This is a genomic window from Roseibium aestuarii, assembly GCF_008477545.1.
GTDB classification, from domain to species: Bacteria; Pseudomonadota; Alphaproteobacteria; order Rhizobiales; family Stappiaceae; genus Roseibium; species Roseibium aestuarii.
Genome location: NZ_VORA01000006.1, coordinates 78,512 through 102,319 on the forward strand (window position 1 = coordinate 78,512; position 23,808 = coordinate 102,319).

Genomic DNA, 23,808 nt, shown 5'->3' on the forward strand with positions numbered 1-23,808 from the left:
ACCGTCCGTCATTCCCGGCCTTGTGCCGGGAATCCATGCCGTTCCCTATGGTGGGGAGGGGCCTGGGCTGTCAGCCATGGAGCTGACCCACGGGGCCGCCGGACCAGGGCCGGGCGGCACCGATATGGAAGCCCTGTCCGCCCCAGAAGCCGGCCTGACGCATGGCCTCCAGCTCGTCCGCGCTCTGCAGGTGCTTGGCGATGCCGCGAATGCCGAGATCCTTGAGCGAGGTCACCAGACAGCGCAGCAGGGACAGCTTGCGGGCATCATGGACAGCCGGACGGGTCATGACCGGATTGACCTTCACCGCGGAGAACCGCAGGGCCACAAGCCGGTCCATGGCCACCCAGTTTCCGGTGAAATCGTCGAGCACCGTATGAATGCCGAGATCGGCGCAAATGGTCAGGAAGCTGCCTATCCCTTCCGGTTCGCGCAGCAGATCCCGTTCGGAAATTTCCACGCTGAGACGGCCGGCCAGCAGCGGATTGCCCTGAAGACGGGCGCGCAGCAGCTCGCGCAGGCCGGACCCGGTGGCAGCCGCCGCCGACACGTTGAGCCCGATGAGGCTGCGGTCCGCATGGGCAAGGGCCAGATCGATGACCTGATCCATGATCCAGGTGTCCACCTGGGCCAGCCATCCGCGCCGGTCGGCCAGAGCGATGAGCTGGCTGGGGGTGAGGCGATCGTCGCCCTCCCGGTGGCGCAGAAGGACCTCCTGCCCCAGCGGCTTCAGATCCGTCAGCCGAACCAGAGGCATGGCATGAAGCTCGAGCTCTTCGAGTTTCAGATCCCCGAGATCCTCGCCATCCTGAACCGATCCGGTCTGGCTGCCATCGGCCGCGCCCCAGGCCGGCGCAAGACGTTCCGCCAGGGCGGCCGTCTGCAGCGACACCCGGTCGGGATCCGGATCGAGATCGGGCTGATGCCATTCCACCAGGCATGTGCCGCCGCCCTGACGCTTGCCCTTCAGGCACAGGGTATCGGCATGATGGATCAGATCGGCTGCAAGTTCCTCGCCAGAAGCCTGCGCCGGATCGAAGAGGCTGACACCGATGGACCCGGTGATGGAGAAGATGCGCCCGTTGCGGGGCAGGGTCAGGGCGGCCAGATCGTCCCGCAGGCGGCGGCTCAGCTCCAGGGCCTCCTCCTCGCCGGACACGAAGACGGTTGCCGCAAATTCATCGCCGCCGGTGCGGGCTGCGGTTCCGCGTTCGCCCATGCGGCGGGTCAGGCATCCGGCCACCAGACGCAGCATCTCGTCGCCGCAGGCGTGGCCCGCCAGGTCATTGATCTTCTTGAACTCGTCCAGATCCACACAGAGCACCGCGATCACCCCTCCCTGGCTGGTTCCGGTCCGTGCCGTCATTTCCCTTTCGAGATCCCGCTGGAAGGCCCGCCGGTTGGCGAGACCCGTGACGATGTCCTGATAGGCGAGACGCCGGATCTCGGCCACTTCCACCGGATCGGCCACATCGGACCGAATGGCGGCCCAAACGGTGGCGGACGACGCAGGGCCTTCGGCCTTGGCAGCACAGAAGAAGCGGACCTCGACGCCCTGCTCTTCCGGCAGGGCCCCAAAGCGCAGACCGTCGCGGGCAACGGAAAGCACCGGATGGGTGCGCAGATAGAGCGTCTGGCCGCTGCCCTTCCGGGTCAGGGCCAAGGCCTCTGCCAGGGTTTCGGACGCCACTTCCGCGCCGGTTTCCTCGGCAAGGCGCCGGGCGCTCACCGACGCCGGCTCGTCAGCCGGGAAGGACATCATGCGATCCGGGAAGACCCCGGCCGGCGGCTGACCTGCCGGAGACATCACGTCCTTGCGATGGTGTACATCAGGGGTCGCATCCTCGGCGGCAGTCTGCGCCACCACCTGGCCGGACCAGAGGCCTGCACGAAGCTGGAGAAGGATGAGGCGGGTGTCGGCGGGAACGGCCGGCACCGGGCGCATGTCGGCGCCAAGGGCCACCACATGGCCATCGCGGGTGGTGAGCAGGCCATCGAGGCTCCGGGAGGCGCCAGCCGCGACATCGCCCAAGGGGCCTGCCAGCAGCTGCTCGGAGGCCGGATGGAACAGGTCGGAAAGCGCCAGCACCTGCCCCGTCTCGGGCGGACGGGAAAAGACCTCGAGAAAGGCGCGGTTCGTGGCCACCACGTCGCCGGAACGGCTGACAATGGCGGCAGCTTCCGCGAACCCTTCCAGAAGGGACGCATAGACGACTTGCAACAACTCTGCGTCGGGGCGAGGACGTTGACCTGTCCGCCCCAAAGCATATTGCCGTCTGACTCTCATCAGACCATCCCTTCCAACTATTACTTGTGACGAACAGTGCCGAATACAAATTACAGGGCAGGCACCATGTGTATAAATACGAGTACTAGCACATTCCGGCGCGTTTTCTCTGCTGCCGCTGCTGTTCCCACAGCCCAATGATTTACTCTGGTTAACAACAAGTTAACAAAATTGCTTCAAATTTTAAATAAAGCAGACACATCATGACCTTGAGGAAGGCGCACCCTTCCGCGCACAGGAGACGCCAATTCGCACGGCACGGTGCGCGCACCCGCCAGATCCCGGAAAATCACCCGCAGGAGGCCTCACCCTACCTTCCGTAGAGCGAATCAGGCACCGCAACCGGTCAGGCCGCCCGACAACCCGAAATTGATCGAAGCATCACCCTAAAATCAAAAAATAAAATGGGTGCATGTAATGACATGTGTTTCAACCGGATGTATTCTTTGCAGGTGGTCGATGGGGCCACGTGCACTTTGACTTCAAGCGCGGGTTGCGACCCGCGCTTTTTTCTTGGTCAGGTCTTCACCGTCAAACCCGCCTGCCCGCATCGATGCGGTCGAGATAGGCCTGCGCGGTCTCGAGATAGGCCTCGCGGGTGGCGGCGTCCATCCGGTCCCAGGTGCGATAGATCTGGGAAAGGCGCATGTTGCCCTTCAGCCGCTCCCGGTGGCGGTCTAGGAAATGCCAGTAGAGCGGCGTAAACGGGCAGGCTCCCTCGCCTGTCTTTCGCTTCACCGAGTAGGCGCAGCCAGTGCAATAGTCCGACTGGCGATGGATGTAGTTGCCGCCAGCCGCATAGGGCTTGGATCCGAGCAACCCGCCATCGGCAAACTGGCTCATGCCCAGGGTGTTGGGCAGCTCCACCCATTCGAAGGCATCCGCATAGACCGCGAGATACCACTCATGCACCTGGTGCGGATCCACGCCCGCCAGAAGCGCGAAGTTGCCCGTCACCATCAGGCGCTGGATATGGTGGGCGTAGGCCTCCCGGCGGGTCTGCCTCACGGCCGCCGCAACACAGGCCATGTCCGTCTCCCCGCTCCAGTAGAAGTCGGGAAGGTTCCTGTTCGCGCCAAGGGCATTGCGCTCCCGATATTCCGGCATCTTCAGCCAGTAGATGCCGCGCACATATTCCCGCCAGCCAATGATCTGCCGAATGAAGCCCTCCACCGCATTGAGCGGTGCGTGGCCGGAGCGATAGGCCGCCTCGGCCTTGCGGCACATTTCGAGCGGATCCAGCAGACCCGCATTGAGATAGGGCGAGACGACCGCGTGATAGAGGAAGGGCTGGCCCTGCAGCATGGCGTCCTGATAATCCCCGAAGGAGGGGAGCGCCTTGTCGAGAAAGGCCTCGAAGGCCGTTTCCGCCTGATCTCGCGTCACGGCGAACCAGAAGGGCTCCAGATCGCCGAAGCCACCGGGGAAGCGGTCGGCGACCATGTCGAGCACGTCGCGGGTCACGGCGTCCGGCTCGAACCGGGACGGACGGGGCATGAACAGGTCCGGATCAGCCGCCTTGCGGTTTTCCGCATCGAAGTTCCAGCGCCCGCCAGCGGGCTCGTCCCCCTCCATGAGCAGGCCCGTGCGGCGGCGCATGTCGCGGTAGAAATATTCCATGCGCAACTGCTTGCGCCCTTCCGCCCAGTCGGCGAACTCCGCCCGCGAACAGAGAAACCGGTCGTCCTCGATGATCACCACCGGACAGCCGGCCTCAACCTCCCAGGCGCGCATGGCCTGCAGCACGCGCCACTCTCCGGGAAAGGTCACATGGACCTCCTCGGGTTCCAGCCGGTCGCAGGCCCGCTTCACCTCTCCGGAAAAGCTTCCCGTGTTCTGCGGATCATCAAGGGTCACATAGTCGACCTGCCAGCCATCGGCGCGCAGCTCCGCCGCGAAATGGCGCATGGCCGACAGGAGGAAGGCGATCTTCTTGCGGTGATGCGGCACATAGGTGGTCTCCTCGCTCACCTCCATCATCAGAATGCGGTCGCTGTCCTTGCGGCCCCCGCGCAGGCTGGGCAATTGCCGGGTCAGCTGATCGGCAAGGACGGGGAGGAGACGGCGAACGGGCATGGGCAGACGGAAACCTCCAAGCAGATGGCGCGCCGAACAGACGACAGCGAGAGAATGCGGGCCGATCACCGGCACCGGTCGAGCATGGCGGCGGATCTTTTGACGGGCGGTCCTCTTGTCATGTGGCGCCCGCGCGCCGAGGCGCTCGGGGTGTTCGCATCGGCATAGAGGACAGGTACCGCCTGCAGGGCCGGAGTGATCTTCAGCGATGTTACGCCGGGAACGACGCCGCGGATCTGCCCCCCCGCTGCCGACGGCATCGCGATTGCCCCCTCTCCGCCCCGCTACCGGATCACTCCCCTCGCCTAAAGGCTCAGGGCTTGGGCTCAGGGCTCAGGGCTCAGGGCTCAGGGCTCAGGGCTCAGGGCTCAGGGCTCAGGGCTCAGGGCTCAGGGCTCAGGGCTCAGGGCTGCGTGGCGGAACCTGTCCAAAAGGGCAAGAAAGCAATTGAAGGCCCGACCGTCTTGCGCTATCAGGGGCACCTGTCCGCCCGGTTCCTTCCGGATGCACGGCCCAAGCACCCGTAGCTCAGCTGGATAGAGTGCTGCCCTCCGAAGGCAGAGGTCACAGGTTCGAATCCTGTCGGGTGCGCCAATAAAAGCTCCAAGCCATTGTTTTACAACAGCTTGCTCGAATGAAAAAGCGGCCGTAGCACATGTCGGAGCACAAAACGCCTGCCCATTCCTTCTAGGCCGACCAGGCCTCCCGTCTTTTCCTCAGTGTCCTTCTCGCTTCACGAAAGCCGATAGATATTTGCATGATCAGAGGCTGGCAACCCGGGCATCAGCCTGTCCTTCGGACGCATGCGTTCAGTCGCGAGCTTTCAAGGCCAGCGCACCCTCCTCCCGGTCAAGATGAGCCGATGAGTCAAAGACTGTTCCTCTGACCGGACGGCAGATGCCGGGCGGTGCGGCCCGGCATCCATCTTTCCCGAAATCTGATCGGATCTCAGCGCGGGGCCATGCGGACGGCGCCGTCAAGGCGGATGACCTCGCCGTTCAGGTACTGGTTCTCCACCATGAAGCGGACCAGATCGGCGAATTCGGCCGGATCGCCCAGACGCGCCGGATAGGGAATGCTGGCCGACAGGGACTGGCGGCTTTCCTCCGGCAGGATGGCGAGAAGCGGGGTCAGGAAGATGCCCGGGGCGATGGTGTTGACGCGGATACCAAAGCGGGACAATTCGCGCGCTGCCGGCAGGGTCATGGCTGCCACGCCGCCCTTTGAGGCGGAATAGGCTGCCTGCCCGACCTGCCCGTCGAAGGCCGCCACGGACGCCGTGTTGACGATGACGCCGCGGGACTGGTCTGCCCCGGTCTCGGCCACGGGCTCGTGGTTCTGCATGCGCGCCACGGCAAGGCGCATCATGTTGAACGTGCCGACAAGATTGACCCGCAGCACCCGCTCGAAGGTCGCCAGCGCGAGGGGACCGTCCTTGCCCACGATGCGGCCCGGCGTGCCCACGCCGGCGCAGTTCACCAGCACCCGCAGGGGGCCGCCTTCGGCCTCGAGCGTGTCCATTGCCCGGGTGACCTGGTCCTCATCGGCCACATCGGCGACAAGCGCCACGCCCCCGATCTCGCCTGCGATCCGGGCCGCAGCTTCCGCATTCACGTCGAGGACACCGACCCTGGCGCCCTGAGCAGCCAGAAGCCGCGCCGTTGCCTCGCCAAGTCCCGATCCGGCGCCCGTTACCAGGGCGCATGCACCTTCCAGCTTCATTCCGAAAATTCCTCCCAAGAGCAGCCCCATTTGGCGGGCTGCCAATCATTCTCCTGCCCTGATCAGGGATCAGGCGCCTTGCGGACGGCACTGCGCCCGAAGGTCTGCGCCAAGCCTTGTCGCGAAAGCCGGCTTTGTCCAGAAGCAACATGGGCTTCACCCCTGCGCGCCGTCTCACCCGGACACACCGGGCCGACCTGCCCAAAGGTCATCTGTGGAGCGTCGCCGCGCCCTTGCCCGAACGGCGGCCAAGGCTTGCCGGTCAGGCCGGTGCCGGGGGCAGGACGGAAGACCCCTCGTCATTCTTTGCAAAGGTTTTTGGGGTTAAGTCGCGGAACCTGCCTCCCAGTCGAGAAAGTCCTCATGCTCCGCTTCTGTGTTGCCGCCTGCCTGCTTGGTGCCGCTCTCCCCCTGTCCGGTTGCGCCGTCATGGCCGTGGGAGGCGCGGTGGTGGGAACGACGGCCAGCGTCGTCGGAACGACCGTCTCGACCAGCGCAAAGGTGGTCGGCGGTACCGTTTCCCTAGCCATCCCCGACGGGGACGAGGAGGAGGAGCGCGAAATCCAGAGGTAAGGTCTTCGTTGGGCCCGCCAGCTGCCCGGCCAAGGTGGACGGCGCGTGGACCTCGGGCTAGAACCCGTCAGACACGGGACTGCCCGACAGTGGGCTGCCGGAACTCTGGAGCTCCCATGAAGATCGCCATTGTCCTGCCGCGCGGCATGCATTTCGGCCCAGAGGGTGCCACGTCCATCGACCTGGTTACCCGCGACCTGCTGAGCCACAGCCGGTTCCGCGACAGCACCACGGTGCTCGGCGAAGCGGTTGCGATCCCCTTTCCCGGCGTCGCCTTCCAGGCCGTTGACGGCACGAGCCAGAAAGACCTGACCCGCGGCTATGCAAGGGCCCTGCGGCACCTTCAGCCGGACGTGATCGTGGTGCACCAGCATCCGGAGACGGCGGCAGCGCTTGCAAGGCAACTGGCGGGAACACCGGTCATCCTGCATCGGCACGGGCTCCTGAAGGAAAAGCGCTCCGGCCTTTCACGCTGGCTGAAGAGCCGCCTGTTCCGGCGCCTGTCTCTCATCGTCTTTGTCTCCGACTTCATCGAAGACCGGTTCCTCACCCAGTTCCCTGGTCTCGCAGGCCGGACCACTGTGATTGTGAATGGCGTCGACATGCAGGTGTGGGCCCCCTCCGAGAAGGACCGGACCATTGCCTATGTGGGCCGTGCCCGCGAGGACAAGGGATTGCTCCCGCTGATCAATGCCTTCACCGACCTCTCGAAACACCCTGCGGCAAGTGGCTGGGGGCTTGAGCTGGTTCTCGGCGTCCAGACGGAGGCGGAAGAGGCCTTTGCGGACAGGCTGGAGGCCCTCGCCGCGCGCAAGAGCGGCATCCGCATCCGCCGCAATCTGCCCTCGACCGAGGTGCGGGACACGCTTGCGCGCGCGTCAATCGCCGCACTCCCGTCCATCGTGCGGGAGGGTTTTCCCAGAGCCGTCGTGGAGGCCATGGCCTGTGGCTGCGCCACCATTGCCACGGCCCAGGGCGGGACCCTCGAGGCGGCTGGAGATGCCGCGCTGCTTCTGGACAACCCGAGCGCCCCTGACTTCAAGGACCGGTTGCGACACGCCTTGCTCGGCCTGATCGAGAATGACCCTCACAGGCAGGAACTGGGCCAGCACGCTCGAACCCACGCAGAGGCCACCCTCGGCATTGCCGCCGTTGCGGCGCGCTATGACGCGCTTCTGGCCAGCGCCGCCCGCGTCGGCTAGACAGAAGATCGACTGTCCCACTCCATGATGAGCAGACCCACATGAACGACCGCCCCCTCAAGATCGGCATTCTTGTTTGCACGGCAGGCCGACCGCAGATGCTCCTGCGCTGTCTGGCCTCGCTTGCCGCGCAGCAGGTTCCCGATCACGTCTCGCTCGAGGTGCATGTGGTGGAAAATGACAAGGTGCCTCATTCGCGCGAGGCGGTGAAAGCCTTCGCGGCATCCGCACCGGTCACTGTTCATTACGCGCAGGAGCCCCGGCGCGGCATTCCCTTTGCGCGCAACCGCACGCTCACCGAGGCGACCGGGCGCGGGTATGACTGGATCGCGCTGATCGACGACGACGAGGAAGCTCATCCGGACTGGATCGCGCGGCATCTTGCCTCTCTGGCGCGGCACGGCGGCAGGATCAGCCGTGGTCCGGTCGTGCCCCACTATGAGCAGCAACCGCCCGAGTGGTGGCCGGGCTATGTTCCCGAAACCCAGCCGGAAGGAACGGTTCTGACCCGCTCCAACACCGGAAATGTCGTCTTTGATGCAAGCCTCCTCGAGGAGCCGACATCCCTGCGTTTCAACGAAGTCTTTCTCTATGGCTACGAGGATCTGGATTTCTTCGAGCGCGCCCATGGGCTGGGTTACAAGATCATCTGGACACCATCCGCCGTGGTCGAGGAAGACGTTCCAGCCAGCCGGGTCCAGCCCCAGCGGATCTACGCCTGGGCCAGATCCAGTGCGGCGGCCCATGTGCAGGTCGGCATCCTGCGGAAGGGCTATGGTCGCAGCTTCCTGAAATTCTCGATCAAGGGTCTTCGCCGAATCCTCGCCGGGTCAATCGGTGTCGTGTTGTTCGGCGCGCTGATGTGGACGGGTCTGCCGAAGACCCGCCGGCTCTATCATCGCAGCCGGCTGAAGATCGCCCGCGGCACAGGAAACTGGCTCGGCCTGCGGTCGGCGCAAAATGGATATTACGATGTCATCGACGGACGCTGACAACCGGTCCGCGCGAGCGGCGGGAGCGGTTCCGCGCCGGCTCTTCACCTTCTGGACCGGCGACAACCCCATGTCCGATGACCGGAAAAGATGTGCCGCGACACTGCACAACGCCGGTTGCTCCGTTCATCTGGTGACCCCGGAGACGCTGAGCAACTGGATCGTGCCTGATGCGCCATTGCATCCGGCCTTTGACCTGCTGAGCGCCGTGCACAAGTCGGATTATCTGCGCGCCTATTTCATGCATCACCACGGGGGTGGTTATTCCGATGTGAAGGAAACCCGAGAAAGCTGGCTGCCGGCATTTGAAAGGCTGGACGCGAACTTGAATGCCTTCGCGATCGGCTATCCGGAACAGCGCGGCAAATGGATTTCTCATTTTCACCGGCATCCGTTGCACGGCCAATCCTATTATCTGGACCAACCGACGAGCGCACGCGCCAACGGTCTGCGACATCGCTGGCTGCGCCATTGCCGCAGATATCTGATTGGCAATGGCGCCTATATCTTCCGTCACCACACGGCCTTCACCGCGGAATGGATGCGGCAGATCCACTTCCGGCTCGATCTGGTCTCGGACGCCTTGCGCCTTCACCCGGCGCGTGATCCCCGCGACGCCCCGGGACATCCCCTCCCGGGAGAAGGCCCGTCCCGCTATCCGCTGCCCTGGTCGGCGATCTGCGCCGACGTGCTGCATCCGCTGGAATACCGTCATCGCGGCCGCTTCCTGCACGGCGTGCCGACGCCGAACCTGAAGAATTATCGCTGAGCCGGATCAGACGGCGGGAAGTGCCTTCAGCGCCCGTTCCAGCTCTGCCAGGTCGACTTCGGTTGTCGCCGTGAAGCCACGTCCCTCGGGGGCCAGTGTCATCTGGCTCTCGTAGGTGAAGCCCAGTTCCCTGGCCAGCATGTAGTATTGCGGGGAGCCCATGGTGGGGCTGAAGAGTTCGATGATGTGGCAGGGCGCGCCGGCACGGAAGATCAGGTTCGTCAGCCCGGCGCCATGGGCGCCGAGCAGCACTCCGGCTGTCGAGAAGAGTGCCGCCTGCTGAACCAGATCGAGGCCCGCCGGATCCACCAGCTCGAAACCGTAGGCCTGCGCCAGGGCGCTCACCTTGTCCTGATTGCGGAACTGACGGCCGTTGGCGGCATTCGCCCCACGCAGCACGAACAGGCGCCGGCTTCCCGACGGCGCCTCCGGGCGCAGTCGCTCGGCAATCCAGCCGTGATACCGCCGATCATTGAACCAGACCCGGACCACATGGGCCGTCTCCACCCGCACCACCTCGCGCTTGCCCTGCACGATCAGCTGGCGCTTGCCGAAGACGCCGGCCTCCACCGCCCGCTTGAAGAACCCGGTCCGCGCCGTGCCTTCTGGAACGAGAAGGGGGATCGTGTCCGGAATGCCTGCGAACTCGGCCACGGCTGCCTTGCTCAGCACATAAAGGAAGAAGTGGAAGTAGTTGTCACCATGCACATGGTGCAGCAGCACCGCCTCGGACAGGACCCTGCCCGGCTTGCGCAGATGGGAGAAGAATCGCGGATTGCGCTCGCGCTCCGGTTGGTCGCTCGATCCCCACAGCACCCGACCCCGGTGGAAGAGGATCCCCATCTTGGGATCCACGGTCACGGGAACCGACAAGCGGTAGACAGCCTCTTCTTCGGTCTTGCCCCTGCGGTCCGCGAGATACTGCCTTGCCTGATCGGGCAGGATGGCCGGACCGGCATCATCTTCGTTCGGCCGCGTGGCCCGCATCAGCGGCACGGCAAGTGCTGCAAAATCTCCGCTGGGCCAGAGCCTGTTGAGGCCACGGCCCAGCGCCTTGCGGGCGCGGTGATACTGATCGCGCAGGGGATAGCTCATCTCGGCAGACCTTGTCTTGGCCGGTCGGTCAGACCGCGCCCATCTGCCCCAAGACCTACCCGCCGATGGTGATCTCCACCAGTGCCTGTGTGCGATTTTCCTCGATATGGGCAATGGCACGGGCAAGAACGGCAGGCAATTCGACCGGATCGCTGACCTTGGCGGTCCAGGCACGGCTCGCCTCGGCCACCTTGGTGAAGTCCGGGCTCGGTGAGAGATCGACCAGCGGCATGTCGTTGGAGCGCGCCGCATAGCCCTGCGGATAGATGCCCGTGACCGACTGGCGCACCGCGCCCCACTCGGAATTGTTGAGCACCAACAGCAGGACCGGAAGCCCAAGGCTTTCGGCGATCTGATGGCAGGCGGTGGGGTTGGCGAACATGTAGGAGCCATCGCCCAGGGTGGCGACAACGAGCCTGTCGCGATCCGCCAGCTGAACGCCGAGCGCACAGGGGAAGGACCAGCCCAGCCCGCCGGAGTGGGGCTCCTGGAACCAGGTGCCGTGGTCCTTCAGGTCCAGCTGCGCCATGGGGCAGCCGAGCTCGGAGAGCACCGTGGCGGCCTTGCCTTCGATCGCATCGGAGAGGCAGCGGGCCACATAGGCCTTGGTCATCGGGTCGCGGGCCCCGGCCTCTGCGGCGGCATCGACCTTGGCGAGAAGTCGTATCGTATGGGCCGCGACAGACGCCCGGCGGGACGCCCGCTTTTCTGCGGTTGCGGCAGCATGGGGGGCGAGCGCCTCGCCGAGCGCCAGCACCGCATCGGCGGTGTCGGCCATGATGGTCAGGTCAGAGCGGAAATTGCGGATCGGGAAGCGGGAATGAAGGGGGTTCTGGCCGATCTGGATGACCTTGGCGCCGTCCTTCAGCTTGTGCACGTCCGGCGACCAGGGGGCGAGGCAGTCGAGGACGACGATCACATCCGCTTCGGACAGATAGGGCTCGAGATCCGCGCCGAGGTTCATGGGATGGCGGGTGGGCAGAGCGAGCTGGACCGCCCAGTACTGGGACACCGGAATGCCCCAGTCGTCGACCAGCTGCGAGAAGGCCGCGAAGGCTTCCGTCGAGCCGGTGCCGCGCTGCGCGATGATCAGCGGCTTTTCCGCGGTGGCGATCAGCCGGGCTGCCTCGGCAATGGCGCCGGCGTGAATGCCGACCTGTGCCGCGGCCATGGTCGGCGCGGGGTCCAGCTCGGACACCGGACAGGGCTCGCAAAGCACCTCGCGCGGCAGGCTCATGTAGACGGGACCGCGCGGGGCCGAGGTCGCGATGGCATAGGCCCGATCGGCCATTTCGGCCACCTGTTCGGGGAAGCGCAGTTCATAGTCCCACTTGGAGGCCTCGCGCACGAGTGCCGCCTGATCGCGCATCTCCTGCCCCCAGCCGATGGGCACGGTGCGCGCGCCGAGGCGATCCCGCTCGACCACCGGGGTACGGCCGGAGAAGAGCAGGACGGGCACGTGATCGGTTGCCGCATTGATGGCACCGATGGCGCAATTGGCCAGCCCGACGTTGGTGTGGGCCATCACCGCCTGGGCCTTGCCGGTGGCGAAGTAGTAGCCATGGGCCATGCCCATGGCCGCATGCTCATGGGGCATGATCAGTGCCTGTGGAAGATCCACATGCTTGGCGCGGGCTTCCGCCAGACCTTCGATGATCGGCGGAAAATCCGTGCCGGAATTGGCGAAGATATAGTCCACGCCCAGGGTCTTGAGCCGCGCCAGAAGTGCGCCGCCCGCGGTCATGGTGGCAACGGCCTGTTTGCTGCCCGAAACGGACAGGGATGGCGACGACTTGGTGCTGTTCTGACCCGGCATGTTTGTCCTCCCGGTGCCCGCCATCGCGGGCGAAGTGTGTGGCGTTGGACAAGCCAATACAGGAGGTCGGGAGAGCCTCGAAGAGGTGGAACGCAATCGTGCCGTTTGCCGGCACGCGCCGTGCCGGCCAGCGCGCCCGCACGCCGCCAGGATCCCTCAGGGCCGTCGGAAGGACAGCGCCCCCGGGCGCACCTCGACCTGGAAGAGAGGCGCGCGCACCGGCTCTCCATCGAGGTTCAGCTGCATCTCTTCCTCGCCCTCCAGGCGGAAGGACGCCGCCCGGTGGGTGATCATGCGCGACCGCAAGCCCTCGGTGCCGCCTTCGACCAGATGGCCGAAGAGTTCGCTTACGTCGCCGCTCTCCGGTACGGGCAGAAGAGCGAGATCGAGCAGGCCGTCGTCAAAGCGTGCCTCGGGGCAAAGCTGGACGCCGCCCCCCGCCTGGCGGCCGTTGCCGAGCGCCAGCGCGATGAAACTTCCCTCCCATTCGAACCCGTCGGCGGTGATGCGGGCGGAAGAGGCCGTCAGCTCCCCCATCCTCTGCAATCCGGCGAAGAGATAGGAAAGCCCGCCGAAGAGCTTCTTCAGGCGCGGGTCGGTTTCGGCCGTCACGCGGGCACCGAAGCCGCCGGTGGCCACGTTGACGAAATGGTGCCGGTTGTCGTTCCAGGACACCTGACCGATGTCGAGGGGACGCGCCTGACCGCGCGCGGCGAGCCAGAGACATTCGCCGATATCGTCCGGGTTGAGGTCAATCGAGCGGGCGAAGTCATTGGCCGTGCCGAGCGGCAGGACTGCCACGTCGAAGGGAATGCCGTCGGGGGCGGCCGCATGGAGGGCCGCAGCCACCTCGTTCAGGGTGCCATCGCCACCGGCTGCCACAAGGACATCGATCCGCGCCTCGCCACGGGCGACCTCGGCCACCGCTTCACGGGCCAGACGCACCGCGTCGCCGGCTTCCCAGGTAACGCGAACCTCGACCGGATGGCCCTTGCGGCGCACCCGTTCCACGGCCCGGCGCACGTCCTCCCGGCCTGCGGCCTTGCCGTGCAGGATGATCCTCAAGCTCGAATGCGTCGTGTTCGTCGTCGCCATCAGCGACCTCCCTGCGGGTGCCTTCCGGCCGCTAGCTGGGAAGCATGGTCTCCGGATCGGTGGTTTCCGTCCGCGCTTCCTCCAGCAGCCAGTTTCTGAAGGTGGAAACGACCGGACGCAGGGTCCGGTTCTCGGGATAGACAAAATAATATCCGGAGCGTTGCGCTACCTTGATGTCGAACAGCTTCACCAGACGGCCGGCGGCCAGCTCGTGCCGGACGAAGAACCGTGGCAGGAGCGCCGCGCCCAAATGATGGATGGTGGCCTCCGACATCATTCCGAATTCGTCGAAACGCGATCCCTGGAAGGCGGTTTCCACCTCCACGCCGGCGAGGTCGAACCACTGCTTCCATGCCAGAGGCCGGGTGGAGAGCTGCAGGCGCGGCACCCGGATCATGTCCGCCGGGGTGGAAATGTTGTGCCGGTCGCGGAAGACCCTGGAGGCCACCGGGATCATTTCCTCCGCGAAGAGCGGCTCGGCAATGGCGCCGGCCCAGACCGGATCGCCGTGGTGGATCGCCCCGTCGAAGGCCTCTGCCTCGAAGTCGAAAGGCTGGAGCCGCACGGAGATGTTCAGCCCGGCGCGGGGGAAGCGCTTCTGGAACTCGCCCAGACGCGGGGCGAGCCAGCGGGTGCCGAAGGTGGGCAGAACCGCAAGATTGAGCACGTCCTCGCTGCCTGCGTAGGACATGACCTGCCGGGTTGCGGCGGTCAGATCCATCAAGGGGCCGCGGATCTCGTGCAGATAAAGGCGGCCGGCGTCGGTGAGGACGATGCGCTGACGCACCCGGCGGAAGAGCTCGACCCCGAGCCGGTCCTCCAGCTGGCGAACCTGCTTGGAGATGGCGCCCTGGGTGAGATGAAGCTCTTCGGCCGCCCGGGTGAAGCTGCCGTGGCGCGCGGCGGTCTCGAAAGCGATCAGGGCGTCGGCGGGCGGGACAAAGGCGCGTTTCATCTGGGAACCGGGAAGCTTGGGGAATGATCAGGGAGGAAGGGACACGACCCCCTTGCGCCCGGACGGCCCGGACGCCAAGGCGGCGGCAGACCCCAAGATCGGGACTCGCCACACCGTGTTCATTCCACATCGGCATGAATAGAGGATCAGAATTCTCTTTTTTGCAAGTCTTTTTGCACCCATTATGACAATATGTAATCACTCAGATTGTCCCCGGGAGGACCCGATGACCGCTTCCAACACTTCCTCGCCCGCCGGCGGTGGTACCTTCAACTGGCAGGATCCGTTCTTCATGCGGGACCAGCTCACCGAGGATGAACAGCTCATCCAGGACAGCGCCCGCGCCTATGCGCAGGAAAAGCTGCTGCCGCGGGTGATCAGCGCCTATCGCGAAGAGCGCACCGACCGGGAAATCTTCAACGAGATGGGCGAGCTCGGCCTGCTGGGCGTCACTCTGCCGGAAGACTATGGCTGCGCCGGCGCCTCCTATGTCGCCTATGGTCTCGTCGCCCGTGAAGTGGAGCGGGTCGACAGCGGCTACCGCTCGATGATGAGCGTCCAGTCCTCCCTGGTCATGTATCCGATCTATGCCTATGGCACCGAGGAACAGCGCCAGAAGTACCTGCCGAAGCTCGCCTCCGGCGAATTCGTCGGCTGCTTCGGCCTGACCGAGCCGGATGCCGGGTCCGATCCGGCCGGCATGCGCACCCGCGCCGAGAAGATCGACGGCGGCTATCGCATCACCGGCTCCAAGATGTGGATCTCCAACTCCCCGATCGCTGACGTCTTCGTGGTCTGGGCCAAGTCGGAAGCCCATGACGGTGCGATCCGCGGCTTCGTGCTGGAAAAGGGCATGAAGGGTCTGAGCGCGCCGAAGATCGGCGGCAAGCTCTCCCTGCGCGCCTCCATCACCGGCGAGATCGTCATGGACAACGTGGAAGTGGGTGAAGATGCCCTGCTGCCCAACGTGTCCGGCCTGAAGGGTCCGTTCGGTTGCCTCAACCGCGCCCGCTACGGCATTTCCTGGGGCGCGCTCGGCGCTGCCGAAGATTGCTGGATGCGTGCCCGCCAGTACGGTCTGGACCGCGAGCAGTTCGGCCGCCCGCTGGCACAAACCCAGCTCTTCCAGAAGAAGCTGGCCGACATGCAGACCGAAATCACCCTGGGCCTGCAGGCCTCCCTGCGCGTCGGCCGTCTGTTCGACGCCGGTCAGGTGGCTCCGGAAATGATCTCCATCGTCAAGCGCAACAATTGCGGCAAGGCCCTGGACATCGCCCGGATCGCCCGTGACATGCACGGCGGCAACGGCATCCAGGAAGAATATCACGTGATGCGTCACGCCCAGAACCTCGAGACGGTGAACACCTACGAGGGCACCCACGACGTGCACGCCCTGATCCTGGGCCGCGCCCAGACCGGCCTTCAGGCCTTCTTCTAAGCGCGGCTTTGCCCCTGGCGGAGGAACCACCCGGTTCCTCCGTCCTTTTTCTTCTCCCTCGGTTTGCGTTCAAGGATCAGTAGCGTGACCACACGGCTTGCGGATGTTGCCATCATCGGGGGAGCTGCCATCGGCTCGTCCCTCGCCTATCACCTGGCCTCACGGGACGACGCTCCCGGCCGCATCCTGGTCATCGAGGCCGATCCGACCTATCAGGTCTGCGCCTCGGCCCGCTCGGCCGCCTCGATCCGCCAGCAGTTTTCCAGCGCCGTCAACATCGAGATCTCCCTCCACGGCATCGCCTTCATGCGCGACGCCGCCAATCTGCTGAGCGTGGATGGTGAAGCGCCCCTCATCGAGCTGAAAGAGGGCGGCTATCTCTTCCTCGCCACCCCGGACAAGCTCGACATCCTGCGCGAGAACCATGCGCTGCAGACCCGGCTCGGCGCGGACATCGCCTGGTACAGCGCCCCGCAGCTGGCGAGCAAATATCCCTGGCTGGAGACCGGCGATCTGGCGGCCGGCTGTCACGGCACCACCGGCGAGGGCTGGTTCGACGGCTACGGCCTGATGCAGGGCTTCCGCCGCAAGGCCCGTTCGCTCGGGGTGGACTATGTCTCTGCCCGGGCGGAGACGATTCGCCGGGACGGCGAGGGCTGGCTGGTCACACTTTCGACCGGCGAGAGCGTCAGCGCCGGCACCCTGGTCAATTGCGCCGGTGCCTCGGGCGGGGCCGAACTCTGCGCCCAGATCGGGCTGGATGTGCCGATCCGCCGCCGCAAGCGCTGCGTCTTCACCTTCGAATGCCGCGCGCCGCTCGATGATTTCCCCATGCTGATCGACACCACCGGCGCCTATGCACGCCCGGAAGGGCCGAGCGGCTTCATCTGCGGCATTGCGCCGGACGATGCCAATGATCCGGACGTCGCTCCGGACGATTTCGAGGTCGACTGGGCGCTGTTCGAGGAAACCCTTTGGCCGACGCTGGCCGGACGCGTCCCTGCCTTCGAGAGCCTGCGTCCCGGCCGGGCCTGGGCCGGCCAGTACGACATGAACCTCTTCGACCACAATGCCTTCGTCGGGTCGGTGCCCGGTCAGGAGAACCTGTTCATGGCCCTCGGCTTCTCCGGTCACGGATTGCAGCAGAGCCCGGCGATCGGGCGCGGCCTGTCGGAACTGGTGATGACCGGCGGCTATGAGACGCTCGACCTGTCTCCCCTGCGGGTGGAGCGCCTAGCCGAGAACATTCCGCTGATCGAGCGCAACGTGGTCTAGGCACAGGCCCGGATCTTCAGGCCCTGCCTTCGTCCGGAACGGTGTCGGTGAGGATCGTCAGCAGTCCAACGGCGCCCCACGGCGCCGTTTTCGTTCAGGCGAGATCATCAGACCCGAGGTCGAGGGCGACGGGTGCCAGTGGCGCGCGCGGGGACACGCGTCCCTGCGGGGCCAGGCCTCCATGACCCGAGAGATCCGCCAGCTGATCGAAGACCTTGCCGAAGGAGGAGCCCAGCGCCGCCTCGGATTGGGAGGCCGCCGTCATGATGTCCCGGGTGCGGGCCCAGTCCGCACAGGAGGTCATGGCCTCGCTCAGCACCTGACGCATGCGGGTGACAAGCCCGCGATCCGGCTCGAAGGGCGGGCTTTCATGGCGCAGATAGCTCGCCTGAGACACCTGGAGAGTGAGGGCATGAATGCCGGCTTCCGGCTGGCCATAGCGGGAGACGATATAGCCGCCGTGAACGTGGTGATTGCTGTCGACGGTCTGGTCGCTGGCCTCGCGCACGGCGCGCTCGAAGCGGCGGCGCAGGCCGAGATCGCAGGTCGTATCCTGACGGGTTCCGATGCAGAAGGACGGCAGCGGCTCGTCCCGCAGACCGCGGATGCGCGAGCGGGTGGACTGGCAATCGAAGAGTACCACCGTGTCGTGGTCCTGCCGCAAGCGGTTGAGCTGGCTGGCCACCGCCCGGTGGAAGGGCTCATGATAGAGAAGTCGGCGCTCTTCCATCTCGACCGGGCCCGGGCCTTCGCCCTCCCGGTAGATCCGGCGCTGGTCCAGGGTCATGGCCGGGCACAGGGCCTCGCCCACCCGGATGGCCTTGCGGGCTTCCGGCTTGTCCGGGTCCTGATCCACGTCGATCACCAGACGTGACACCGGCTGGACGATCACCGTCGCATCCAGATCCCGGGCAAACTCCATCACATGGTCCAGACGCCAGGCAAGATCGGTCTGCAACCGGCCGGTCGCGCTGAAGCGCCCGCCCACGGCCGGATGGATCTGCTCTCCCGAATGGGGGAGGCAGAGAAGCAGAGGACTTCGTCCCACGTGGGTCACGATCATGTCGGGGTCCGCTTGCCGCACCGATTGATGGATGGGGGCATCCCCCCGGAGGTCTGAAGGCCCCGCCGGCGCGTCGCTTGAGCCTGCGCTCGCGACAGCACCCCTGACGGCCCGAAAACACATGGCCACCGGAAAACTCCGGCGATGGCCGGAAAACAGGTTAACGGGTCCTTAACCCTTGTGCATAGGCTGATTTGGCCTTTGTCCAAACCGGTTTTTCCATCCCCCGGCCGTTAATCCCCAGACCGGGTTAGAAGCCCGCCGCACCATCCTTGGGCACGCCCAGCAAATCATCAATTTCCGCTGCAAACCCATCACCAAATGTGACTTTTCCGCCGGAAATGCTTCCCCTAGTGTGGCGCGCAATTCGTCGACCCGTCCGGCCACGGCCCCGGACCAACCTTAAGGCTCGCCCTGATGACGCTGCGCAACGGCAAGGAATTCCTGATGATCCCCGGTCCGACCAATGTGCCGGACGAGGTGCTGCGGGCCATGCACCGGCCGGCGATGGACATTTATGAAGGGCCGCTGATGGAGACCACTCAGGTCTGCCTGGACGGTCTGAAGCGGATGTTCCGCACGGACGGCAAGCCCTACATCTACATCTCCAACGGACACGGCGCCTGGGACGCGGCACTGACCAACACGCTGAGCCGTGGCGACAAGGTTCTGGTACTGGAATCCGGGCGTTTCGCCACGGTGTGGGGCGAAGGCGCCACCGTCACCGGACTGGACGTGGAAGTAATGCCCGGCGACTGGCGCATGCCCGTCGATCTGGAGGCGCTGGCCGAACGTCTGTCCCGTGATCCGGACCATGCGATCAAGGCCATTCTCGTGGTGCAGGTGGACACGGCCTCTGGTGTGCTGAACGACATTCCCGGCATTCGCCGCGTTCTCGATGCGGCCGGACACCCGGCCCTGCTGATGGTCGACCTGATTGCCTCGCTGGGCTGCGTGCCCTTCGAAATGGACGCCTGGGGCGTCGATCTGGCGTTGACCGGCTCCCAGAAGGGTCTGATGACGCCTCCGGGGCTTTCCTTCATCGCTGCCGGTCCCCGCGCGCTGGAAGCCCACAAGACGGCGGATCTTCGGGTCAACTATTTCGACTGGACCTTCCGCGACGGGCCGGAGCATTACCAGAAATACTGCGGCACCCCGCCGGTGCAGATGCTCTTCGCGTTCCGCGCCGCCCTCGAGCTGATCGAGACCGAAGGACTGGAAGCCGTGTGGAAGCGGCACCGGATGCTCGGCGACGCGACCCGCGCGGCCGTGCAGGTCTGGGGCGAAGCCGGGGCCATCGAGATGAACATCCTCGTGCCGGAAGCCCGCTCCGACAGCGTTTCGGTGTTGCGCTTCAACGAAGGCGACGCCAATGCGGTGCGCGCCTTTGCCCGGGAGACCTGCGGCGTGACCATCGGCGGCACCATCGGCGAGCTGGCCGGCAAGGGTCTGCGCATCGGCCACATGGGTCACGTCAACGGCGTGATGCTGCTTGGCACCCTTGCGTGCCTTGAGCTGGCGCTTGGCCGCTGTGGCGTGCCCCATGGGCGCGGCGGGGTCGAGGCGGCCATCGCCTGCATCAGCGACGGCCTGAACGGCTGATCCGGACTCAGAGCTCCTCTTCCAGACGGTCGCAGATCGTCTGGAGGACCTGCACCCGGGCCCAGTGCTTGCTCTCGGACGAAATCAGGGTCCAGGGCGCGATGCGGGTCGAGGTCCGGTCGATCATGTCGCCCGCGGCGACGGCGTATTGGTCCCACTTGAGCCGGTTGCGCCAGTCGTCATCCGTGATCTTGTGCTGCTTGTAGGCGGTTTCCTCGCGCGCCTTGAACCGGCGCAGCTGTTCGTCGGCGCTGATTGCCAGCCAGAACTTGCAAACGATGAGCCCGGACTCGATGAGCTCCGCCTCGAAGCTGTTGATCTCGTCATAGGCCCGCAGCCATTCCTCGTGGGTGGCAAACCCCTCCACCCGCTCGACGAGAACCCGCTCGTACCAGGAGCGGTCGAAGATCGCCACATGACCACGCCGTGGCAACCGCCGCCAGAACCGCCAGAGATAGGGCCGGGCCTTTTCCTCGTCGGACGGGGCGGAGATCGGGTGAACCTGATAGATGCGCGGATCCAGCGGCCGGATGACCCGGCGGATGGCGCCGCCCTTGCCGGCCGCATCATTGCCCTGGAACACCAGAACCATGCCGCGCTTGGCAAAGGCCTTGGTGTCCGAAATGCGGGAGAGCTTGTCCTGCAGCGCCTGCCGGCGCTCCTCGTAGTCCTTCTTGTCGAGTTTCGCCGTCAGATCGATGGCATCGACGGCGCTGCGCTTCTCCAGCCCGCCGATCACCGGGGGGGCGGCAACCTCGCGCGGCTCCCCGTCCGCCAGCTTCAACTCGATCGACTGGGTGATGGTCTGCGCCAGGGAGGCATCGCGATATTCCGGATCCTCGGAGGGGATCACGAACCAGGGCGCATAGCCCTTGCTGGTGGCCAGGATGATGTCCTCGCCGACTTCCGCCGCCTTGTCGCGGTTCTTGTAGGTAGACCAGTCCGCCAGCACGTGGCGCGCGGCACTTTTCTTCTCGATCGCCTTGAGGCGCTTCTTCTGCTCGTCCCTGGGCAGCACGTACCAGAATTTCAGGATGAGCACGTTCTCGTTGGCCAGCATCTCCTCGAACTGGCGCACCTGATGCAGGGCCCGCTGGAAGCCGTCGTCATCCAGCTTGCCGTAGATCCGGTCGCGCAGGATGGGCTGATACCAGCTGCCGAAGACCACCGCCGTCTCACCCTTGGCGGGCAGATCGCGCCAGTAGCGCCAGAAGGGCGGATGAAGGCGCGCCTCCTCGGTCGGTTCGCTGTAGGCATTGCAGACCAGATGCCGTGCTTCCATCCAGCCGTAGAGCCGGGCAATGGACTCGCCCTTGCCCGCGCCGTCGAGCCCGTCGACCAGGATGACGACCGAGAAATTCTTCCGCTCGATCATTTCCAGCTGGGCCGTCAGCAGCCGCTCGCGCAATTTCGGCTCCAGCTCGCGGAAATCCTTCTTGTCGAGCTTCTGGGGCAATTCGGCGGATGCAAACATGTGAACACAATCCCGATCGGGCCGAGCCGCCTCGAAACGGGGGCAAACGGCGGCAAAAAACGGTTCGGACGCCGGTCCTGCAGGGATCCTGACAGGAACCGGCCGCCTGGTAAAACGATCTCTTCCTTAGAAGTTCCTTCACCATCCTCGCGCAAACAGGATCACGGGAGGACCTGCGCGACGGCAAGCCCGAAACGGGATCGGAAACACAACGACAAGTTCCGCTCCGCCCCCCTGTTGAGCGCGCGCTCTTCCGCCTATATGAAGCGCTAGCCAATGTCCCGGAAGCCGCCTGCCCTCTCCTTCGTCGAGACGTCAGGCCTGTGATGCGAGTTCAGGTTTCTTGACTGCAATCTTTGAAAATCTCGTTGGCTTCATCGGCGACAATCCAGCGCTTGCCGGTCTCATCTGCTTCGCCGCCGCCATGGGCGAGGCGCTGTTCATCATCGGCCTGGTGGTGCCCAGCACCGTCGTGCTTGTGGGCGCCGGCACCCTGATTGGTCTGGGCAAGCTGGACGCGGTCTCGATCTTCATCTGGACTACCCTGGGCGCCACGGTGGGAGACGCCCTGTCCTACTGGTTCGGCTACTTCTACAAGGACAAGGTTCGCAAGCTCTGGCCCCTGTCGCGCTATTCCAGCCTGATGGACCGGGGCGAGGAGTTCTTCCGCCAGCACGGCGGCAAGAGCGTCTTCATCGGCCGGTTCGTGCCGGGGGTGAAGTCGGTCGTCCCTGGCATCGCCGGAATGGTGGGCATGAACGCCACCCGCTTCACAATCATCAACGTGACCTCTGCCTTCGTCTGGGCACTGGCGCATCTGGGACCGGGCATTCTGGCCGGTTCCGCGCTGGGAGCCATCGGGCAGGTGAGCGGACGGCTCGCCTTCGTGCTCGGCGGGCTTTGCGTCGTCACCTTCGTCACCATCATGCTCGGCCGCTGGCTGATCCTGATCATCATGCCGCTCTTCCCCAACACCCATTCAGTGGTGGTGTCGTGGCTGGCGCGCCGGCCCGACCGGGTCTCGCGCTGGATCGCCGAGGCGCTGGATCCGGAAAATCCGCGCTCCACGGGCATGCTGCTTTCGGCGGCCTTGCTGCTTGTCACCATGCCGCTGTTCTTCTGGTTCATGGGCGAGATCGCGCCCGGCGAGCCGATGGTGCGCGCCGACGTGGCCATCCTGAACCTCTTCGATTCCCTGCGCTCGCCCATCGGCGACAAGCTGATGGTGATCGTCACCCTGCTGGGCGATGGCATCGTGGTGACGCTGGTCGCCACGGTCATCATCGCCTATCTGTTCCTGCGCAAGGCCTGGCGCCGGGCCACGGGCGTGCTGATTGCCATTGGCGGCACGGCGCTCTTCGTGCCGCTGATCAAGGCGCTGCTGGAACGCTCCCGCCCAATGGATCTCTACACCGGCGCGCAGATGTTCTCCTTCCCGAGCGGCCACGCGACACTCAACACAGTGCTCTTCGGCATCTGCGCGGTGCTGATTGCCCACGACCGCAGCCGCTGGGCAAAGGCCTCGATCTTCACTGTCACCGCGATCTACGTGATCGCCATGGCCTTCTCGCGGGTCTATCTGGGCGCGCACTGGCTCTCCGACGTGCTGGCCGGGCTGATGTTCGGCACCGCCATGGTCGCCGCCTTCGCCTTCGTCTTCTCTCCCGTGCATAACGAGAAGCTCGGCCGCATCACGCTTGCAGGCATGACCGTTGCCTCGCTTGCGCTCTTCGGCAGCTGGCACGTGATGCGGGCCCTGCCCTCGGCCATGGAAACCTATGCGCCGCGCAGCGAGATCATCCGCATGACCGGCAGCACCTGGCGCGGTTTCGGCTGGTCGCAGCTGCCGGCCCAGCGCATCGAGCTGAGCGGCGAGACCAAGGAGCCGCTGGTGATGCAATATGCCGGCGACCCGAAGCGGCTGATCGACAAGCTGGCTGGCGAAGGCTGGCGCCCGGCCCCCGAATGGACACTTTCCAGCGCCTCCGGTTTCGTGGAAGGGCAGACCCCGGCCGAAGATCTTCCCGCCTTCCCGCGCACCCAGAACGGCCGCCAGCCGGCCCTGACGCTGATCCGCAAGGACGAGGGCGCAGCCCCCTCCGACAGCCGCTGGGTCATGCGTCTCTGGCCCTCGCGCTATGCGGTGCTTGAAGGGCGCCAGCTGCTGCCGCTCTATACCGGCTCCGTGCTGCACGAGGAAATCATCCGGCCGATGGGCGAATTCTCCGGCCCGAAGACCGACCGGCAGACGCCGGAACCCAAGGACAACCCGCTGTCGAGCCTCAGCACCTCCCTGCAGCGGGAACGGCCGAATGGCGAGACGGTGGTTCTGGCCGTGGAGCCCTCCGACGCGATCCCCGATCCCCTGCCCTGA

General features: G+C 65.4%; 17 protein-coding genes and 1 tRNA gene. 9 read left to right on the plus strand and 9 right to left on the minus strand.

Annotated features, from left to right (window positions below; genetic code table 11):
• Nucleotides 1–70: 70 nt before the first annotated feature.
• Both FR728_RS16970 and FR728_RS16975 read right to left on the minus strand, forming a co-directional pair.
• On the minus strand, nucleotides 71–2,224 hold the full coding sequence (locus tag FR728_RS16970; protein ID WP_188318938.1) for a sensor domain-containing phosphodiesterase: 2,154 nt from the start codon (nucleotides 2,222–2,224) through the stop codon (nucleotides 71–73).
• A gap of 594 nt (nucleotides 2,225–2,818) precedes the next feature.
• Nucleotides 2,819–4,363 (minus strand): cryptochrome/photolyase family protein, encoded by a 1,545-nt coding sequence (locus tag FR728_RS16975; RefSeq protein ID WP_149893937.1) that lies wholly within the window; start codon nucleotides 4,361–4,363, stop codon nucleotides 2,819–2,821.
• A gap of 517 nt (nucleotides 4,364–4,880) precedes the next feature.
• Between FR728_RS16975 and FR728_RS16985 the strand changes: the two genes are divergently transcribed.
• A tRNA-Arg gene (locus tag FR728_RS16985) sits at nucleotides 4,881–4,957 on the plus strand.
• Nucleotides 4,958–5,311: 354 nt separating this feature from the next.
• On the opposite strand, the gene FR728_RS16990 is transcribed toward FR728_RS16985, so the two are convergent.
• The gene (locus tag FR728_RS16990; RefSeq protein ID WP_149893939.1) at nucleotides 5,312–6,085 is read right to left on the minus strand and encodes an SDR family NAD(P)-dependent oxidoreductase; all 774 of its coding nucleotides are present in this window, start codon (nucleotides 6,083–6,085) and stop codon (nucleotides 5,312–5,314) included.
• 363 nt (nucleotides 6,086–6,448) lie between these two features.
• Here FR728_RS16990 and FR728_RS16995 point away from each other — a divergent pair, with 363 nt between their 5' ends.
• The 4 genes from FR728_RS16995 to FR728_RS17010 all read left to right on the plus strand — a co-directional run bounded on the left by FR728_RS16995 (nucleotide 6,449) and on the right by FR728_RS17010 (nucleotide 9,621).
• Nucleotides 6,449–6,658 carry a hypothetical protein gene (locus FR728_RS16995; protein WP_149893940.1) on the plus strand — a complete coding sequence of 70 codons (210 nt, stop codon included), beginning with the start codon at nucleotides 6,449–6,451 and terminating at the stop codon, nucleotides 6,656–6,658.
• Between the two features lie 116 nt (nucleotides 6,659–6,774).
• Nucleotides 6,775–7,860 (plus strand): glycosyltransferase family 4 protein, encoded by a 1,086-nt coding sequence (locus FR728_RS17000; protein ID WP_149893941.1) that lies wholly within the window; start codon nucleotides 6,775–6,777, stop codon nucleotides 7,858–7,860.
• A gap of 41 nt (nucleotides 7,861–7,901) precedes the next feature.
• Nucleotides 7,902–8,852: a glycosyltransferase family 2 protein gene (locus FR728_RS17005; protein ID WP_149893942.1), complete on the plus strand. Its 951-nt coding sequence runs from the start codon at nucleotides 7,902–7,904 to the stop codon at nucleotides 8,850–8,852.
• A gap of 133 nt (nucleotides 8,853–8,985) precedes the next feature.
• Nucleotides 8,986–9,621 carry a hypothetical protein gene (locus FR728_RS17010; protein ID WP_188318939.1) on the plus strand — a complete coding sequence of 212 codons (636 nt, stop codon included), beginning with the start codon at nucleotides 8,986–8,988 and terminating at the stop codon, nucleotides 9,619–9,621.
• A 6-nt stretch (nucleotides 9,622–9,627) separates the two neighbouring features.
• On the opposite strand, the gene FR728_RS17015 is transcribed toward FR728_RS17010, so the two are convergent.
• The 4 genes from FR728_RS17015 to FR728_RS17030 all read right to left on the minus strand — a co-directional run bounded on the left by FR728_RS17015 (nucleotide 9,628) and on the right by FR728_RS17030 (nucleotide 14,582).
• The gene (locus FR728_RS17015; RefSeq protein ID WP_208998887.1) at nucleotides 9,628–10,716 is read right to left on the minus strand and encodes a glycosyltransferase family 61 protein; all 1,089 of its coding nucleotides are present in this window, start codon (nucleotides 10,714–10,716) and stop codon (nucleotides 9,628–9,630) included.
• A 55-nt stretch (nucleotides 10,717–10,771) separates the two neighbouring features.
• Nucleotides 10,772–12,532 carry a thiamine pyrophosphate-requiring protein gene (locus tag FR728_RS17020; RefSeq protein ID WP_149893944.1) on the minus strand — a complete coding sequence of 587 codons (1,761 nt, stop codon included), beginning with the start codon at nucleotides 12,530–12,532 and terminating at the stop codon, nucleotides 10,772–10,774.
• 156 nt (nucleotides 12,533–12,688) lie between these two features.
• Nucleotides 12,689–13,627 (minus strand): lipid kinase YegS, encoded by a 939-nt coding sequence (yegS, locus tag FR728_RS17025; RefSeq protein WP_149893945.1) that lies wholly within the window; start codon nucleotides 13,625–13,627, stop codon nucleotides 12,689–12,691.
• 31 nt (nucleotides 13,628–13,658) lie between these two features.
• Nucleotides 13,659–14,582, minus strand: a complete 924-nt coding sequence (locus FR728_RS17030) for a LysR substrate-binding domain-containing protein (protein ID WP_149893946.1) — start codon at nucleotides 14,580–14,582, stop codon at nucleotides 13,659–13,661.
• A 226-nt stretch (nucleotides 14,583–14,808) separates the two neighbouring features.
• On the opposite strand from FR728_RS17030, the gene FR728_RS17035 reads away from it, so the two are divergent.
• The gene (locus FR728_RS17035; protein WP_149893947.1) at nucleotides 14,809–16,020 is read left to right on the plus strand and encodes an acyl-CoA dehydrogenase; all 1,212 of its coding nucleotides are present in this window, start codon (nucleotides 14,809–14,811) and stop codon (nucleotides 16,018–16,020) included.
• 84 nt (nucleotides 16,021–16,104) lie between these two features.
• On the plus strand, nucleotides 16,105–17,295 hold the full coding sequence (locus FR728_RS17040; protein ID WP_149893948.1) for an NAD(P)/FAD-dependent oxidoreductase: 1,191 nt from the start codon (nucleotides 16,105–16,107) through the stop codon (nucleotides 17,293–17,295).
• Between the two features lie 94 nt (nucleotides 17,296–17,389).
• On the opposite strand, the gene FR728_RS17045 is transcribed toward FR728_RS17040, so the two are convergent.
• Nucleotides 17,390–18,358 carry an N-formylglutamate amidohydrolase gene (locus FR728_RS17045; protein WP_188318940.1) on the minus strand — a complete coding sequence of 323 codons (969 nt, stop codon included), beginning with the start codon at nucleotides 18,356–18,358 and terminating at the stop codon, nucleotides 17,390–17,392.
• A 417-nt stretch (nucleotides 18,359–18,775) separates the two neighbouring features.
• Here FR728_RS17045 and FR728_RS17050 point away from each other — a divergent pair, with 417 nt between their 5' ends.
• A complete protein-coding gene (locus tag FR728_RS17050) occupies nucleotides 18,776–19,960 on the plus strand; it encodes a pyridoxal-phosphate-dependent aminotransferase family protein (protein ID WP_149893950.1) in 1,185 nt (394 codons plus the stop codon).
• A gap of 7 nt (nucleotides 19,961–19,967) precedes the next feature.
• Here FR728_RS17050 and pap read toward each other — a convergent pair whose 3' ends face one another.
• Nucleotides 19,968–21,434: a polyphosphate:AMP phosphotransferase gene (pap, locus tag FR728_RS17055; protein ID WP_149893951.1), complete on the minus strand. Its 1,467-nt coding sequence runs from the start codon at nucleotides 21,432–21,434 to the stop codon at nucleotides 19,968–19,970.
• A 343-nt stretch (nucleotides 21,435–21,777) separates the two neighbouring features.
• On the opposite strand from pap, the gene FR728_RS17060 reads away from it, so the two are divergent.
• Nucleotides 21,778–23,808 (plus strand): bifunctional DedA family/phosphatase PAP2 family protein, encoded by a 2,031-nt coding sequence (locus tag FR728_RS17060; RefSeq protein ID WP_208998888.1) that lies wholly within the window; start codon nucleotides 21,778–21,780, stop codon nucleotides 23,806–23,808.

Coding starts and splice junctions, on each gene's coding strand:
- FR728_RS16975 (WP_149893937.1), bottom strand. CDS start 4,363: ATGCCCGTTCGCCGTCTCCTCCCCGTCCTTGCCGATCAGCTGACCCGG.
- FR728_RS16990 (WP_149893939.1), bottom strand. CDS start 6,085: ATGAAGCTGGAAGGTGCATGCGCCCTGGTAACGGGCGCCGGATCGGGA.
- FR728_RS16995 (WP_149893940.1), top strand. CDS start 6,449: ATGCTCCGCTTCTGTGTTGCCGCCTGCCTGCTTGGTGCCGCTCTCCCC.
- FR728_RS17000 (WP_149893941.1), top strand. CDS start 6,775: ATGAAGATCGCCATTGTCCTGCCGCGCGGCATGCATTTCGGCCCAGAG.
- FR728_RS17005 (WP_149893942.1), top strand. CDS start 7,902: ATGAACGACCGCCCCCTCAAGATCGGCATTCTTGTTTGCACGGCAGGC.
- FR728_RS17015 (WP_208998887.1), bottom strand. CDS start 10,716: ATGAGCTATCCCCTGCGCGATCAGTATCACCGCGCCCGCAAGGCGCTG.
- FR728_RS17020 (WP_149893944.1), bottom strand. CDS start 12,532: ATGCCGGGTCAGAACAGCACCAAGTCGTCGCCATCCCTGTCCGTTTCG.
- yegS (WP_149893945.1), bottom strand. CDS start 13,627: ATGGCGACGACGAACACGACGCATTCGAGCTTGAGGATCATCCTGCAC.
- FR728_RS17030 (WP_149893946.1), bottom strand. CDS start 14,582: ATGAAACGCGCCTTTGTCCCGCCCGCCGACGCCCTGATCGCTTTCGAG.
- FR728_RS17035 (WP_149893947.1), top strand. CDS start 14,809: ATGACCGCTTCCAACACTTCCTCGCCCGCCGGCGGTGGTACCTTCAAC.
- FR728_RS17045 (WP_188318940.1), bottom strand. CDS start 18,358: ATGATCGTGACCCACGTGGGACGAAGTCCTCTGCTTCTCTGCCTCCCC.
- FR728_RS17050 (WP_149893950.1), top strand. CDS start 18,776: ATGACGCTGCGCAACGGCAAGGAATTCCTGATGATCCCCGGTCCGACC.
- pap (WP_149893951.1), bottom strand. CDS start 21,434: ATGTTTGCATCCGCCGAATTGCCCCAGAAGCTCGACAAGAAGGATTTC.